The following is a 16,037-nucleotide window of genomic DNA, read 5'->3' on the forward strand; positions in this document are numbered from 1 at the left end:
CTACAACGCAACTATTGCATCTGGTTTTTGTAATCAATCAATTAACTTACTGTTTGGTCAAACGGGTTAATACCGCATTAGAACGTTCAATAAAGCCCTTCATGCCCTCCGCATCAAAACCTTTTTGGGCCATTAATGCCAGGTCATAAACGTGTTGACAAAGGGATTTAGCCAATTCCGCTGAGGGGGATTCCCCGCTGCCCGTGACAATACTGCCTTGGCTGAGGGAAAGAATATTTTGAATCAGGGGATGGTTAGTGTTAATGGCTAACACATGTTGTTCTGGGAAAGCCATTGCCTGCTGTTGCATCATGGCGGTCATTTCCTGGAGGCGACGCATGGCTTCCGGTAGGAGCACCATGGCTGGAGGTGTGGACTGGGGATCGTCGGATTTAAGGGATTGGGTTTTAATGTTTATGTTGGGATTATTCAAAGCCTTTTCAAAGATTTCTTTGATTTGCTCACTGCGGGATTTGTTGGTGGTGGGGTCCACAATGTCACTGGCTTTGTCTTCTTCAATCAAACTTTGGTCCAGTTCCGAATCCACCCGGGAAAATTTGACGTCACTGTACTCTTTTTCCAAGAAGGGAATGAAGTAATTAGTGTCAATGAAGGAATCCATAAACAGGACTTCAATGCCCTGGTTCTTATACAGTTCCACATAGGTAGCTTGGGTGGCTTGATCGGTGCAATAGAAAACCCGATTTTCGTGGCGTTCTTTATTGCGCTCTAGATAACGTTTTAGGCTGGTGTAACCTTCTTTTTCGTAAGGATTCACCCCGTCAGTCTGGTTGGTTTCAGCCCAGGCGTCGCCATCTTCGGTCAGAACTTCTACTTTTGGTTCCGCACTTTCCGCCTTAGCTTTATAGGTGGTGCGGTAGAGCAATAAATCCTCCACTTGTTGTTTGAATTTATCTTCCCGTAGGGAACCAAATTTGACAAAAGTACCAATGTCTTCCCAACATTTGAGATATTCCGCCGGATTTTCGTCGTACAAAGATTTGAGGCGATCGCCAACTTTTTTGGCAATGTAATCGGCAATGCGGCGCACGGTGCGATGGTTGGTGAGGGCACTGCGGGACACATTGAGGGGAATATCAGGACTATCAATGACTCCCCGGAGCGGCATCAGGAATTCGGGAATAACTTCTTCGCAATGGTCACTGACAAAAACCTGGTTACAGAACAGTTTAATTTGCCCTTTGGATACATCCACATCGGGGCGTAATTTGGGAAAATAGAGAATACCATTAAGCAGAAATGGGTAATCAGTATTTAAATGTACCCATAGCAGAGGATCTTCCTGAAAAGGATAAAGATAGCGGTAAAATTCTAAGTAATCTTCTTTGGTTAAATTTTGGGGCGATTCTTTCCAAATGGCCCTTTGTTTATTTAACGTTTCCCCCTCAAAGCGGATAGGCACCGCCATAAAGTCAGAGTAGGTTTTCACCAGTTGACGGATGCGGCCGGCTTCTAAATATTCTTGCTCATCATCCAACAAAGTTAGGGTTACCGTAGTTCCCACCTGTTGGCGATCGGAATCCATCAGTTCAAATTCCGGCGAACCGTCGCAACTCCAATGTACCGCCTGGGCCCCCTCTTGGTAGGAAAGGGTCTCAATTTCCACTTTTTTAGCCACCATAAAAGCGGAATAAAAACCCAAACCAAAGTGACCAATCAGATCATTGGCGGACTTTTGAAATTTTTCAATGAACTCCTCCGCACTGGAAAAAGCCACCTGGTTGATGTATTTTTTCACCTCGTCGGCGGTCATGCCAATGCCATTATCCGTAATGGAAAGGGTCTTATTCACCTTATCCACCACCAGCGTAATTTGGGGATCCGGCACTTCTCCAGAGCCATCACTGGCAAAGGCGGCCATTTTTCGTTTACTAATGGCATCAACAGCATTGGAGATCAATTCCCGCAGAAAAATTTCATGGTCAGTGTAGAGAGACTTTTTAATAATCGGGAAAATATTCTCGGTGTGGATCGTGATATTGCCTTTTTCGAGTACTGCCATAGGTCTTTAAAATGTGATGACCCCACCATCATACGAAGCCGGAGACAGTTTACTCAGCGGCAGTTCCCGACCTTAGGCATTTCGGTTATCCGTACCAAAAGTTATCCCGCAACTCAGCACCGAACCACCATGGCGATCGCCATTCCCATTTAGGAAGTTAGAACCCGTTTGCCAGCGGGAATTTCGGCCAAGAGTCCCTTTGCAGATGTCCCCCTCGGTTCTACACTTGACTTCGAAGTGTGTTGTTGGCAATCGAGAGGTCTGCTTGTGAAACGTGTCTTAGCGATTATCCTGGGCGGTGGGGCCGGGACCCGCCTCTATCCTTTAACCAAACTCAGAGCCAAACCCGCTGTGCCCTTGGCCGGAAAATATCGTCTCATAGATATTCCCGTCAGTAATTGCATCAACTCAGAAATCGTTAAAATTTACGTCCTCACCCAGTTTAACTCTGCCTCCCTCAACCGCCACATTAGCCGAGCCTATAATTTTTCTGGGTTTCAGGAAGGATTTGTGGAAGTCCTCGCCGCCCAACAAACGAAAGATAATCCTGACTGGTTTCAGGGCACGGCCGATGCCGTACGGCAATACCTCTGGTTATTTAGGGAATGGGACGTAGATGAATACCTCATTCTGTCCGGCGACCATCTCTACCGCATGGACTATGCCCAATTCGTTAAGAGACACCGGGAAACCAACGCCGACATAACCCTTTCCGTTGTGCCCGTGGATGAAAAAAAGGCACCGGAGTTGGGCTTAATGAAAATTGATGCCCAGGGCAGAATTACCGATTTTTCCGAGAAACCCCAGGGAGAGGCCCTCCGGGCTATGCAGGTGGACACCAGCGTTTTGGGTCTAAGTGCAGATAAAGCTAAGCTAAATCCCTACATTGCCTCCATGGGCATTTACGTCTTCAAAAAAGAAGTGTTGCACAATCTCCTCGAAAAATACGAAGGGGCAACGGACTTCGGCAAAGAAATCATTCCTGACTCGGCCAATGATCACAATCTGCAAGCCTATCTCTTCGATGATTACTGGGAAGACATTGGTACCATTGAAGCCTTTTACGAAGCTAATTTAGCCCTTACCAAACAACCGAGTCCCGACTTTAGTTTTTATAACGAAAAAGCCCCCATCTATACCAGAGGCCGTTATCTTCCCCCCACCAAAATGTTGAATTCCACCGTGACGGAATCCATGATTGGGGAAGGTTGCATGATTAAAGAATGTCGCATCCACCACTCGGTTTTAGGCATTCGTAGCCGCATTGAATCCGGTTGCACCATTGAAGACACATTGGTAATGGGCAATGACTTTTACGAATCTTCATCGGAAAGAGAAGCTCTCAAGACCCGGGGGGAAATTGCTGCTGGCATAGGCTCCGGCACCACTATCCGCCGAGCCATCATCGACAAAAATGCTCGCATTGGCAAAAATGTCATGATTGTCAACAAGGAAAATGTCCAGGAAGCTAACCGAGAAGAGCTAGGTTTTTACATTCGCAACGGCATTGTAGTGGTAATCAAGAATGTAACGATCGCCGATGGCACGGTAATCTAGGGTCAGTTCCTTTCCCTAAGCCCATGGCCATGACCGCTCCAGTTAAAGCAGTGAAATCATTCACCCAAAAATTTGCTCCTTTCCGTTCTCTCCTGAACCAGTTGGACGGACTGGGTATCCTTGCCTGGGGAGTACTAATGATTAAGTACTCCGTATCTGGGGAGTTGAGATTACTCATCCACCCCAACTATTTTGGCTTGGTGACGGTGACAGGTTTCGTCCTACTATTTTTGGGAGGCTTACGGTTGTTCCAAACAGGGCGCCGTTGGCTAAAAAGGGCCCGTCGCAGTGGAAGCAGTAACAATAACCAAGACAGCGTTACCCATGTGACAGTTTTACCTCTGGGTATGGGCACTGCCCTATTGTTGGTTACGGCCCTGATGGGTTTATTCATCACCCCTTCTGTTTTTACCAGCCAGTTAGCAATCCAGCGGGGTATTAGTACTACTCTGCCCCCCACCCAAACCCAGATATCCAGTTTTGCGACCCAAATCAAGCCGGAGGAGCGCACCTTAGTGGACTGGGTCCGCACCATCAGCGCCTATCCAGAACCAGATGTGTATGCGGGGCAAAAGGTTAATGTGACAGGGTTCGTCGTCCATCCGGACTATTTGCCGGATAATTACATTCTGATTAGCCGCTTTATTTTGACCTGCTGTGCAGTGGATGCTTATCCTGTGGCTTTGACTGTAAGGCTAGAAGGTTCCCGTAGTCAGTACCCTCCCGATACCTGGCTCACCATTCAGGGGCAGATGGAGGCAGCGACTCTACCAAGCTCAGCGGATCAGGGTAGACAGGGGGCAGACAAGCGGCAGGTGGTGGTGGAAGCTCAATTGGTGGAAGTAGTGCCCACTCCGGCCGATCCCTACAGTTATGCTGATTGAGCCATTAACCAAGGAACCTAATCTTCCCCCAACCCATCGATACAAAAGCGGGCATTCCGTCAGAAACGATTAGCTATTCGCTAAGATAACTCAGCATTGTTACGCAAATGTGTTGACCAGTATGAAAGGTTTGTCTGGGCTGTTACAGTTTTTCATCGGCTTTATTTTGGGGGTGACCTTGTTTGTGGGAGGTATTTCCCTAGCTGGTTATTTAGTTTTTAATCGTTTTGCGGCTAATCCGGAAAAGCCGCTATTTCCCGAAGAACAAAGTCAGCCCCAAGATGGCCAGTCTGTCCCGGAACAATCCGAGTCCCCCCAACCTCCGCCGAAACCTAGTCCGTCTCCCACCGATGAGCTTCCCCCTGGGGCCTATAAAGCCAAAGTCATTTGGAATGGAGGCTTGAATGTTCGTACCGATCCAGATCGGGAGTCAGAATCCCTCACTACCATTAGCTACAATGACGAGGTGGTGGTGTTAGCAACCCAGGGGGAATGGTCTAAGTTAAGGGTACCTGGAGGCACAGAAGGATGGGTGAGATCAGGCAATCTGGAAAAACTACCAACACCATAGCTATTCTCAGGGCAAAAACCTTGGTAAGGAGAAATAGTTGATCAATTCCGACCATCAGAACATTTAGGGGCAGGACATTGTATTGCATTGGTTTAATTAGTGGAACTTCTGTGGATGGTATTGATGCCTGCCTAGTCAAGATCAGCGGGTCTGGATTAGATCTGGAGGTGAAGTTAGTGCAGGGAGAAACCTATCCCTACCCAGTGGCATTGCGTCAGGAGATTCTAGCTTTGTGTGCAGGAACTCCCTTTAGCCCGGAGGCGATCACCTTTTTAGATGATGATATTGCCAAGGAATTTGCCCAGGCAGCCCAAAAAATTCAACAGTCTTTACCCCCGGCGGACTTAATTGGCTCCCATGGCCAAACTATTTTCCACCGTCCCCCTAATCCAGAGAAGGCTTTTTCCCTCGGTTACAGTTGGCAGTTGGGCCGAGGAGAGGCGATCGCCAATTTGACAGGCATTACCACGGTGAGTAATTTTCGGGCGGCGGACATCGCGGCCGGGGGCCAGGGTGCTCCTCTAGTTTCCAAAATTGATATTTGTTTGCTAAGCCATCAGTATGAACACCGTTGCGTGCAAAACCTAGGGGGCATTGGCAATGTCACCTATCTTCCCCCCCGTAGTCAGACAAATTGGCAGACAAAGATTTGTGGTTGGGACACTGGGCCCGCCAACGTGCTAGTAGATCTGGCTGTGCAAAAATTTACCCAGGGACAAAAAACCTATGATCAGGGCGGGCAATGGGCCGCCCAGGGTATTCCCCACCAAGGATTAGTCGATCACTGGCTACAAGAACCGTTTTTCCAGCAACACCCACCTAAGTCCACTGGCCGGGAACTGTTCGGGCCAGAGTACCTAGACCGCTGCTGGCAGCAAGCTCAATCCCACGGGCTTAATGAAAAGGATTTCCTGGCTACCCTGACAGAATTTACCGCCCGATCCGTTGTTACCGAATACCAACGGTTTTTGCCCCAACTGCCCGATCGCCTGTTGCTGTGCGGTGGTGGTGCCCATAATCTTTATTTGCGAGAACGACTACAGTACCATCTCGGTTCCAAAGTGTCGATTCAATCCAGCGATGATGTTGGTTTAAACAGCGATTTCAAAGAGGCGATTTCCTTTGCGGTGTTGGCCTATTGGCGTTACCAGGACCAGTTTCCGGGAAACTTGCCCGCAGTTACCGGCGCCGGCCAGGACTGCCTGTTGGGGGATATTCACCCAGCACTGGGGAAACCAAAACCTGGCAATTGTTAGAATTCCAGGCCAGGAAATTGTCTTTTTTTATTTAGTAAATGGAGCCGAGCAGAATTGAACTGCTGTCCAAACTGGGTATTAACTTTCCGTTCGTTCACAGGTTTAGTCCTTCTAGCCCTAGGACGGGGACCATCGATTATCCCTGATGGTGGGATGCTCTAGTCTAAGTCTTAATCGTCTGGCTAACTAGAGGAGAGCCAAACAAAGCATCCGTTGGGGTTAACCTCTAATCCTTAACGGAGTCAGAGAAGAAGTAAACGGTCTTTGACAAGAAAATGTAGCTTTTACAGACTAGGCTGCTACGGCTACCCGTTTGAAGCTGACGATGTTATTCGCAGTTACTTTCTTTTGAGCCTTTGATTTACGAGAGGAGACTCACTCTCGACCTGCATCACAGAAAAGCTTTCGCCAACCTGTCGAAACCATTGCGGCCCCTTGTTATGCGCTTCCCATTATAAACTACTTCCCTGGGGAACGGCAAAAGGAGAGTTGGGAAACCTAGAGAACCTGCTCCACTTCCGCAATTTCTGGAATCATTTCCCGAAGCTTGCGCTCAATGCCCATTTTTAAGGTCATGGTGGAACTCGGACAGGATCCACAAGCACCCTGCAAACGTACTTTGACAATGGGGCCGTCTAATTCCACCACCTCCACATTGCCACCGTCGGCCATCAGGTAAGGACGGAGTTCGTCTAACACCGTTTCCACATTATTTAGGGTGAGTTCCATGGCTCGCTAACCTCAGTTAAAAATTTGACTTTTGACTATGGCTATTATCCTAACGCTAACCCCAGGGCCAAGGTTGGCAAAAATCCCGGGGTCAACGATAGAGAAAAACAATTACCGGTCTTTCAACCAACTGAACATGGCCCGCAGGTCTTTGCCCACTTCTTCGATCAGTTCTTCCGATTCCCGACGACGCATGGCGGTGAAACCGGGTTTACCAGCTTGGTTTTCCAAGACAAATTCCCGGGCAAATTGACCAGACTGGATTTCGTCGAGAATTTTCCGCATTTCTTCCCGAGTTTCCTCAGTGACAATGCGGGGTCCCCGGGTTAAATCACCATACTCAGCAGTGTTGGAAATGCTGTCTCGCATTTTGGCCAAACCACCTTCGACAATTAGATCGACAATTAACTTAACTTCATGGAGACACTCAAAATAGGCCAATTCAGGCTGATAGCCAGCTTCTACTAAGGTGTCGAACCCCGCTTTGATTAAAGCCGTCAGACCACCACAGAGCACTACCTGTTCGCCAAAAAGATCGGTTTCCGTTTCTTCCCGGAAAGTGGTTTCTAAAATACCGGCCCTGGTGCCACCAATGCCTTTAGCGTAGGCCATAGCATAGTCCCGGGCTTGGCCGCTGGCATCTTGGTACACGGCAAACAGAGCAGGAACCCCTTGCCCTTGCTCATAGGTACGCCGCACCAGGTGGCCAGGACCTTTGGGAGCAGCCATAACTACGTCTACATCGGCGGGGGGCACAATCTGGGCAAAGTTAATGTTGAAACCGTGGGCAAACAAAAGCACGTTACCGGCAACTAGGTTGGGGGCAATCTCTGCTTCGTAAACGGATTTTTGCACTTCATCGGGCAGGAGAATCATAATTAGATCCGCCGCTTTGGCCGCTTCAGCCACAGATAAAACTTTTAGTCCGGCTCCTTCTGCTTTGGCTACGGACTTACTACCGCTGTATAGCCCGACGACCACGTTAACGCCACTATCTTTGAGGTTGAGCGCATGGGCGTGACCTTGGGAGCCATAGCCGATAATAGCCACGGTTTTTCCGGCTAAGAGGTCAAGATTGGCATCCTGATCGTAATACATACGAGCCATGTAACTATCTCCTTGCTGCGATTGAATGGTGCTCTGCAAACTTTTAATCATAGCAAAGGCCGGTCTGCTTATTCTGTCCTGTAAGTGTTGTAGGATCAGATTCTGCGCCCGTTAAATTTTAGCTTTTGGCCTATGCCTGCCCTAATCGATACTGTTAAATCTATTGATGATGAACTTTCCCGTCGTCCCATCGACCTAGACCCAGCCGGTTACTGGTTGGTGATGTTAGACCGGGAAGCCGGGCTATTGAAAGTGGAACACTACAGCAATGACATTAATGACCAGGGTTTAGCGGTGGACCCGGAAACGGGGGAGGTGATTGCCTGCCAAGGGGGGAGAAAAAGATTGCCCACTTTGACGTTAGCTGGTCGCACTGCTAAGGAATTGTGCGTGAAAATTTTTGAGGAGTTGGACTCTTGTCCAGTAACTATGCTTAACCATGCAGCTTACCTGGGCCGGGAGTTGATGCGGGCGGAATTGGCTCTAACTGGGGGCGGAGAATATATTCAGGATTAGTTAAAACGTCCTAGACAAGCAAATTTTGTCAACGGCAATCAATAGCAATAAATCTGGAGACTGAAACGATGGAAATTTTACCGGCGATCGATTTACTAGGGGGCAAGTGTGTCCGTCTCTATCAGGGGGATTATGACCAATCCCAGGTGTACCACGAAGATCCAGTGGAAGTAGCTCGCCAGTGGCAAGCCCAGGGAGCTAGTCGTTTGCATTTGGTGGACCTCGATGGAGCAAAGGAAGGGAAGCCGGTCAATTTAGAGGCGATCGCCAATATTGTTAAAACCCTAACCATTCCTGTACAGGTAGGCGGAGGTTTGAGGGATAGAAACCGGGTTAAACAATTGCTAGATCTGGGGGTGGAGCGAGTCATTCTGGGCACAATCGCCGTGGAAAATCCTGACTTAGTCGGGGAATTATGTACGGAGTTTCCTGGTCAAATTGTGGTGGGTATTGATGCCCGCAACGGCAAAGTGGCCACTAGGGGTTGGCTAGAAACTTCTACGGTGGAAGCGGGGGAACTGGCCCAACGTATGGAAAAACTGGGGGCGGCGGCTATAATCTACACCGATATTCATCGCGACGGCACAATGCAGGGGCCCAACTTGGAAGCTCTGCGGCAATTAGCCAATCAGTTGACCATTCCGGTAATTGCATCGGGGGGAGTAAGCCAAGTCAAAGATTTATTAAATTTACTCAGCCTGGAAAGTTTAGGGGTCAACGGAGTCATTATTGGCAAAGCACTGTACACCGGAGACATTCAGTTGGCAGAAGCAATCCGGGCGGTGGGTAATGGTCGCTGGCAAGATGTGCCGCCTATGGACTTTCCCCGTTTGGGCTAGTTTTTTAGTTCCTTGAAATCAACTTAGTCTTGACTCTGGCTGGATTGGAGAAAAACCTTAGTTCCTTCAATGACAGTGTGGTTTTGCCATGTAACTTGGACATCGGGAAAATCTAATCGATAATGTCCCCCCCGGCTTTCCTCCCGAAACAGGGCACTGGTCAAAATTAAATGGGCTATGTCCAGCAGGTTGTGGGTTTCTGTCCACAGTTGCATGAATTCGTCCAGTCCGGAGCCGTTCAATTTAACCTTATGACCCTGGGGCAAATCAGCCAAAAGTTTACTCGTATCGAGTCGTTGCCATTCTGCTCGCCATTGTGCCAATTGGGCGATCGCCATTTGGAGGGCTTCAGCTTGGCGACAAATACCAGCGGTTTGCCACATCAAACGAGGCAGTTCGCTGCGCCAATGGTTTAGGATGGCTAGGTCATTAGTCGTGTCTAGCTCAATTTCCATCGGTGTCAATTGATTAATATCTGTGGCATTGGGAGAAATGGATGGTAGGTTCAAATTTCTTAATTGCCTAGCAAAAACGATGCATTCTAGCAGGGAATTGCTGGCTAGACGATTGGCCCCATGGACCCCCGTGCTGGCCGTTTCCCCCAACGCATACAAGCCCGGAATAGTGGTTTGGCAATTAATATCCGTAGTAATGCCCCCCATCCAGTAGTGGGCCGCTGGGGCAACGGGAATTGGTTCGCGAAAAATGTCTACTCCCCATTGCAAACAACGGCGAACAATATTGGGAAAACGCCTTTGAATGCGCTCCGGCTCAATGGGACTCAGATCTAAAAAAACGGTAGCTTGGGTGGGATCTTTTTCTGTATTGGCCAAATGCTGAAAAATTGCTCGACTAACTACGTCCCTAGGAGCTAATTCTCCTTTGGGATGGTAGTCAAACGCAAACCGTTTTCCTCGGCGATCGAGTAGATGGGCCCCTTCCCCCCGGACTGCTTCACTGATTAAAAAATGGGGCACATCCGGTTTAGTTAAGGCGGTGGGATGAAATTGAAAAAATTCCAAATCCCGCACCTGGGCCCCCGATCGCCAAGCTAGGGCAATGCCATCTCCAGTGCTGACTTTGGGATTGGTGGTTTGGGCAAACACTTGACCGCCGCCACCAGTTGCCAATAACACCGCCCGGGAAAGAAAAGTTTCAATGGTTTGATTAAGAAAAACTTGAATGCCCCGACAATGACCTGTTACGGAATCAATATTCAAAGATAAGGCGATCGCCTGGGAAAAGATTTCCACATTGGCTCGAGCTTGCACCTGTTCCATCAAAGTTGAAACAATGGCCCTGCCGGTGGTATCCGCCGCATGGAGTACCCTCGGTTGGGAATGGGCCGCCTCCAACGTTAAAGCCAGATCCTGCCCATGGCGATCAAAGCTAACACCGAACTGCACCAACTCGGCGATCGCCTGGGGAGCATGGTTAACTAAAAAATCCACCGCTCCGCCATCACATAAACCAGCCCCAGCGGCCAAAGTATCTTCGTAGTGGGCCTGGGGAGAATCCGTCGGAGCAATGGCTGCCGCAATGCCCCCCTGGGCCCAATCACTGGCCCCTGTCTTTAATTCCGCTTTAGTGACCAGAGCTACACGGTAATGACTAGGCAAACAGAGACAAGCGTAGAGTCCCGCCGCTCCGGAGCCCACCACCACCACGTCAAAGTGATTTGCCCCCATATCCCCAACTCCCAAAAGATTGTCTTCCCAGATTAGCGGTTCTGGTCCTGCTTGGGCCCCTTTGTCTAGATGGAGTTGATGGCCGAAAATTGAAAACTTCCAGGGGTTATCTAAGATTAATGTTCCAGTCCCGTCCCAAATCCCGTTGGAAGTCGTCCAGAACCCGCTTTAAAGTTTGTTCCACGGTATCTCCGTCGTTGTACTCATAGGTGCGACATTGATTGGTGGTGTAGGTGTCGGTGCGATCGGGCACCACATTCTGTTGCCCAGAATAGGTTCTGCCGTAATAACCATCTTCAAAACCCCGGGCAAATTCTCCCCCAGCGGAACGGGGTTCAAAGGGTTTCTTGTCCCTCGCCGCCCTGGCCCCTTCCCGATAGCCATCGTCATAGGCCTGGGGGTGACTACCGGGATCCTGTAAAGTCCGGCTTTTTTCCACCGGATAACAATACTGGATCTTGCCAGCGGAAGCAGGGGCGATCGCCAGTAAGGGGAAAAAAACTAAAACCCCTAGACAACAAGGAACAAAACGGCAGAAACCCACAGCTATTGTTCAAACTCCACAAAAACATCTGGGCGTAAATTTTAGCCGGGTAGATGCCTAGAGAATGCCACTACTAGCTAGACCCAACACCATGCCAGCTCCCAAAATATGACCAAAGCTCATGGTAGCCAACAGTTCCGGCAAACCAAAGGTTTTCTTCGACGCCAATTGGGGCAGAGCCAAATCCCTACCCTTACCGGTTTTCTGGATGGCAAAGTAACCAATGGCAAAGGCAAACAGATTGCAGACACACATAATAATGCCCACCGAAAGATTCCAATTAGTGGTGGTAGGGCCAGCCTGGGCTAAAAATAGAGCAGTATTAAACATTGATAAAAGTTCTCCTGAGATAATCTCAAAGACTTGATTCTCTTTAAAGGTATTCTAGCTGACCAAGAGCAGTCCCCCTGTCCCTAGTTTTCCCCAAGCGTCCATCTTCCCCATTTCCTCTCCTTTGGCGATCGTCAATCAGCTCTTCACCATTCTGCCAATCGCCAATTAGTAATGAAAGCTTGACCTAGTAAGACCCTACCCAGCAATCTCAAAAAAGATCAAAAAAACAACTATCATGCAGATAATTCCATTGAAGTAGAAGCTTCAACCCCCTTTTAGGTCAATCGTCAGCCATAATTTTCAAGCCTCTGACCCCCCATAACAACCAATGTTCAAAAAAGTTGTGGTCACACCATAATTAAGTCCCATTTTTTTGTTATCGAGGCTACAATCAATGAAGTCTTTTTTCACTGATTCACCAAGCTCTACCGCTGAATAGTCTTCTCTAACACTCTTAACGTCTGAATCCTTGCATTCTGTTTTTCCACCAGAAGAAGTTAGAGAACCCTGAATCAATAGACTGATCGAGTGTGCACCGTCTGGCAATACCTAGGGGTGGCCTCGATTTTGACCGACCATCTAATTTTTGTACACGACTTAGGAGTTAACGAGGAAAACGGCATGACCCAGACGAAAGAGCCACTCACCAAAGCTGAATCCCCCGAACTAGACCAAGAAATAGAACTAAGCCAATATATCAACACCGATGATATTGACGACGATGATATTGACGTAGAGGATTTGGAACAGGAAGTTGCCGCCACGGAAGGGAAAGAAAAAAAAGTCCGCAAAATCCGTAAAGATGCGGTCAAAAAGAAACCCTACACCGAAGACTCGATTCGCATCTACCTCCAGGAAATTGGCCGGATTCGTCTGCTCAGAGCCGAAGAAGAAATTGAACTAGCCCGCCAAATTGCCGACCTCCTTGAGCTCGAATTAATTCGAGACAACCTCACTCTACAACTGGAGCGCCAGCCCTCAGAGTTGGAATGGGGCAAACAGGTCTGGAAACTGGAAACCGCCAAGCAACGGTTAGCCGCTGACAAAAAAAAGGAACCGAAAAAGAAGGATATCGAAAGTTATCTCGCCAATCCAGACAATGAACTGAGTTTGGAAAACGAGTGGAGTCAACAACCCAACAAAAATTTTGCCGCTTTCCGTCGCCGTCTTTTTCTCGATCGCCGAGCTAAAGACAAAATGGTTCAATCCAACCTGCGCCTAGTGGTGTCCATTGCCAAAAAATATATGAACCGGGGTCTCTCTTTCCAAGACCTGATCCAAGAAGGTTCCCTTGGCCTAATTCGGGCCGCCGAAAAGTTTGACCACGAAAAAGGCTACAAATTCTCCACCTATGCCACCTGGTGGATCCGGCAAGCCATTACCCGGGCGATCGCCGATCAGTCCCGCACCATCCGTCTTCCCGTCCATCTTTACGAAACCATTTCTCGCATCAAAAAGACTACGAAACTTCTTTCCCAGGAAATGCGGCGCAAACCCACCGAGGAAGAAATCGCCGAAAAAATGGAGATGACCATCGAAAAACTGCGTTTCATCGCCAAATCAGCCCAACTTCCCATCTCCCTCGAAACCCCCATTGGTAAAGAAGAAGACTCTCGCCTAGGGGACTTCATTGAAGCCGACGGCGAAACCCCCGAAGACGAAGTCTCCAAAAATCTCCTACGGGAAGACTTAGAGAACGTCCTGGATACCCTCAGTCCCCGGGAACGAGATGTACTACGCTTACGCTACGGCCTAGATGACGGTCGTATGAAAACCCTAGAAGAAATCGGACAAATTTTTAACGTCACCCGGGAGCGTATCCGCCAGATCGAAGCCAAAGCTCTACGAAAACTGCGTCATCCCAACCGCAACAGCATCCTCAAGGAATATATCCGTTAATACTCATCTATCTGATATGAGCCCCCAGCGTTGTCTTGACCCCATCAGGACAACGCTTTTTACTTTATCTAATGAGAATCTCAACCTCTACCGGACACATTGCATTGACTCATAATTCACGCACCCCGCAGAAGCCACCACAAACTCCAAGCACAAGCAAACGAAAAATCCCAAAGCTTAAAATCTGCCCTTCTTAGTATCTGCCGAAAATGAGTTTGTTGAGGGAAAGGTGTGTGTGGTATGGGTTTGAGTGGACTGTGAGAATTTTTTTCGAGAAAGGTGTTGACTTTTCTTGTGGAGGTGAGTATATTGATAAATGCGCGGTTGAGAGCGAAAGCGACTCGAAGCGCTCCGAACCTAGACAAAGAAATAGTTTGAGAGACAGAAACCAGACCCTTGTTAATTCAATTAACAAACTAAAGTCTGTTTCTACTTGACAAAGAGTGTAACTCAAGTCGGAAGAAATAGCAATAGAAAAGAGCCGAAACTTATAAATTGGTTATTTTTAACACAATGGAGAGTTTGATCCTGGCTCAGGATGAACGCTGGCGGTATGCCTAACACATGCAAGTCGAACGGAGTTCCTTCGGGGACTTAGTGGCGGACGGGTGAGTAACACGTGAGAACCTACCTTCAGAATGGGGACAACAGTTGGAAACGACTGCTAATACCCAATGTGCCGAGAGGTGAAAGATTTATCGTCTGAAGATGGGCTCGCGTCTGATTAGCTAGATGGTGGGGTAAGAGCCTACCATGGCAACGATCAGTAGCTGGTCTGAGAGGATGAGCAGCCACACTGGGACTGAGACACGGCCCAGACTCCTACGGGAGGCAGCAGTGGGGAATTTTCCGCAATGGGCGAAAGCCTGACGGAGCAATACCGCGTGAGGGAGGAAGGTCCTTGGATTGTAAACCTCTTTTATCAGGGAAGAAGTTCTGACGGTACCTGATGAATAAGCATCGGCTAACTCCGTGCCAGCAGCCGCGGTAATACGGAGGATGCAAGCGTTATCCGGAATTATTGGGCGTAAAGCGTCCGTAGGTGGTTATGCAAGTCTGCCGTTAAAGAATGGAGCTTAACTCCATAGGAGCGGTGGAAACTGCAAGACTAGAGTACAGTAGGGGTAGCAGGAATTCCCAGTGTAGCGGTGAAATGCGTAGATATTGGGAAGAACATCGGTGGCGAAAGCGTGCTACTGGGCTGAAACTGACACTGAGGGACGAAAGCTAGGGTAGCGAAAGGGATTAGATACCCCTGTAGTCCTAGCCGTAAACGATGGATACTAGGCGTGGCTTGTATCGACCCGAGCCGTGCCGAAGCTAACGCGTTAAGTATCCCGCCTGGGGAGTACGCACGCAAGTGTGAAACTCAAAGGAATTGACGGGGGCCCGCACAAGCGGTGGAGTATGTGGTTTAATTCGATGCAACGCGAAGAACCTTACCAAGGCTTGACATCCCTGGAATCCTGCGGAAACGTGGGAGTGCCTTAGGGAGCCAGGAGACAGGTGGTGCATGGCTGTCGTCAGCTCGTGTCGTGAGATGTTGGGTTAAGTCCCGCAACGAGCGCAACCCTCGTTTTTAGTTGCCATCATTAAGTTGGGCACTCTAGAGAGACTGCCGGTGACAAACCGGAGGAAGGTGGGGATGACGTCAAGTCATCATGCCCCTTACGCCTTGGGCTACACACGTACTACAATGGTCGGGACAACGGGCAGCGAGCTCGCGAGAGTAAGCGAATCCCATCAAACCCGGCCTCAGTTCAGATTGCAGGCTGCAACTCGCCTGCATGAAGGAGGAATCGCTAGTAATCGCAGGTCAGAATACTGCGGTGAATTCGTTCCCGGGCCTTGTACACACCGCCCGTCACACCATGGGAGCTGGTCACGCCCGAAGTCGTTACTCTAACCGCAAGGGGGAGGGCGCCGAAGGCAGGGCTAGTGACTGGGGTGAAGTCGTAACAAGGTAGCCGTACCGGAAGGTGTGGCTGGATCACCTCCTTTAAGGGAGACCTTTACCCCTTCATCTTGAAAGCAAAGTGCAAATAGAGAGAAGTTGGTCAACCAAAAGGTCGAGCAAGGGATTAGCCGAGA

General features: G+C 48.9%; 13 protein-coding genes, 1 rRNA gene and 1 other RNA gene. 8 read left to right on the top strand and 7 right to left on the bottom strand.

The window, feature by feature from the left end; translation table 11 throughout:
* Window positions 1-46: 46 nt before the first annotated feature.
* Window positions 47-2,023: a molecular chaperone HtpG gene (gene htpG, locus D082_RS05100; RefSeq protein WP_028949157.1), complete on the bottom strand. Its 1,977-nt coding sequence runs from the start codon at window positions 2,021-2,023 to the stop codon at window positions 47-49.
* Window positions 2,024-2,260: 237 nt separating this feature from the next.
* Between htpG and D082_RS05105 the strand changes: the two genes are divergently transcribed.
* The 4 genes from D082_RS05105 to D082_RS05120 all read left to right on the top strand — a co-directional run bounded on the left by D082_RS05105 (window position 2,261) and on the right by D082_RS05120 (window position 6,291).
* The gene (locus tag D082_RS05105; RefSeq protein ID WP_369796138.1) at window positions 2,261-3,580 is read left to right on the top strand and encodes a glucose-1-phosphate adenylyltransferase; all 1,320 of its coding nucleotides are present in this window, start codon (window positions 2,261-2,263) and stop codon (window positions 3,578-3,580) included.
* 23 nt (window positions 3,581-3,603) lie between these two features.
* On the top strand, window positions 3,604-4,464 hold the full coding sequence (locus D082_RS05110) for a TIGR03943 family protein (protein ID WP_238546851.1): 861 nt from the start codon (window positions 3,604-3,606) through the stop codon (window positions 4,462-4,464).
* A 121-nt stretch (window positions 4,465-4,585) separates the two neighbouring features.
* On the top strand, window positions 4,586-5,035 hold the full coding sequence (locus D082_RS05115) for an SH3 domain-containing protein (RefSeq protein WP_238546852.1): 450 nt from the start codon (window positions 4,586-4,588) through the stop codon (window positions 5,033-5,035).
* 77 nt (window positions 5,036-5,112) lie between these two features.
* Window positions 5,113-6,291, top strand: coding sequence for an anhydro-N-acetylmuramic acid kinase (locus tag D082_RS05120; RefSeq protein WP_028949153.1), 1,179 nt, complete (start codon window positions 5,113-5,115; stop codon window positions 6,289-6,291).
* Window positions 6,292-6,327: 36 nt separating this feature from the next.
* Here D082_RS05120 and ssrA read toward each other — a convergent pair.
* The 3 genes from ssrA to ilvC form a co-directional block, all read right to left on the bottom strand.
* Window positions 6,328-6,726: a transfer-messenger RNA gene (ssrA, locus tag D082_RS17620) on the bottom strand.
* A gap of 63 nt (window positions 6,727-6,789) precedes the next feature.
* Window positions 6,790-7,020, bottom strand: a complete 231-nt coding sequence (locus tag D082_RS05125; protein ID WP_010874147.1) for a NifU family protein — start codon at window positions 7,018-7,020, stop codon at window positions 6,790-6,792.
* Between the two features lie 111 nt (window positions 7,021-7,131).
* Complete coding sequence (gene ilvC / locus D082_RS05130; protein WP_071880777.1) at window positions 7,132-8,178, bottom strand: ketol-acid reductoisomerase; 1,047 nt, start codon at window positions 8,176-8,178, stop codon at window positions 7,132-7,134.
* 81 nt (window positions 8,179-8,259) lie between these two features.
* Between ilvC and D082_RS05135 the strand changes: the two genes are divergently transcribed.
* Both D082_RS05135 and hisA read left to right on the top strand, forming a co-directional pair.
* Window positions 8,260-8,643: a DUF4346 domain-containing protein gene (locus D082_RS05135; protein ID WP_028949151.1), complete on the top strand. Its 384-nt coding sequence runs from the start codon at window positions 8,260-8,262 to the stop codon at window positions 8,641-8,643.
* A gap of 68 nt (window positions 8,644-8,711) precedes the next feature.
* The gene (gene hisA / locus D082_RS05140; protein WP_028949150.1) at window positions 8,712-9,482 is read left to right on the top strand and encodes a 1-(5-phosphoribosyl)-5-[(5-phosphoribosylamino)methylideneamino]imidazole-4-carboxamide isomerase; all 771 of its coding nucleotides are present in this window, start codon (window positions 8,712-8,714) and stop codon (window positions 9,480-9,482) included.
* Between the two features lie 23 nt (window positions 9,483-9,505).
* Here the strand turns inward: hisA and nadB are convergent, their stop codons facing one another.
* The 3 genes from nadB to psaK form a co-directional block, all read right to left on the bottom strand.
* Complete coding sequence (nadB, locus tag D082_RS05145; protein ID WP_028949149.1) at window positions 9,506-11,170, bottom strand: L-aspartate oxidase; 1,665 nt, start codon at window positions 11,168-11,170, stop codon at window positions 9,506-9,508.
* A 106-nt stretch (window positions 11,171-11,276) separates the two neighbouring features.
* Window positions 11,277-11,714: a hypothetical protein gene (locus tag D082_RS05150; protein WP_028949148.1), complete on the bottom strand. Its 438-nt coding sequence runs from the start codon at window positions 11,712-11,714 to the stop codon at window positions 11,277-11,279.
* A 57-nt stretch (window positions 11,715-11,771) separates the two neighbouring features.
* Window positions 11,772-12,044 carry a photosystem I reaction center subunit PsaK gene (psaK, locus tag D082_RS05155; protein ID WP_028949147.1) on the bottom strand — a complete coding sequence of 91 codons (273 nt, stop codon included), beginning with the start codon at window positions 12,042-12,044 and terminating at the stop codon, window positions 11,772-11,774.
* A gap of 624 nt (window positions 12,045-12,668) precedes the next feature.
* Here psaK and rpoD point away from each other — a divergent pair.
* Both rpoD and D082_RS05165 read left to right on the top strand, forming a co-directional pair.
* Window positions 12,669-13,946, top strand: coding sequence for an RNA polymerase sigma factor RpoD (gene rpoD, locus D082_RS05160; protein WP_028949146.1), 1,278 nt, complete (start codon window positions 12,669-12,671; stop codon window positions 13,944-13,946).
* 510 nt (window positions 13,947-14,456) lie between these two features.
* Window positions 14,457-15,947, top strand: a 16S ribosomal RNA gene (locus D082_RS05165).
* Window positions 15,948-16,037: the final 90 nt, after the last annotated feature.

This window comes from Synechocystis sp. PCC 6714, from assembly GCF_000478825.2.
Classification (GTDB): Bacteria; Cyanobacteriota; Cyanobacteriia; order Cyanobacteriales; family Microcystaceae; genus Synechocystis.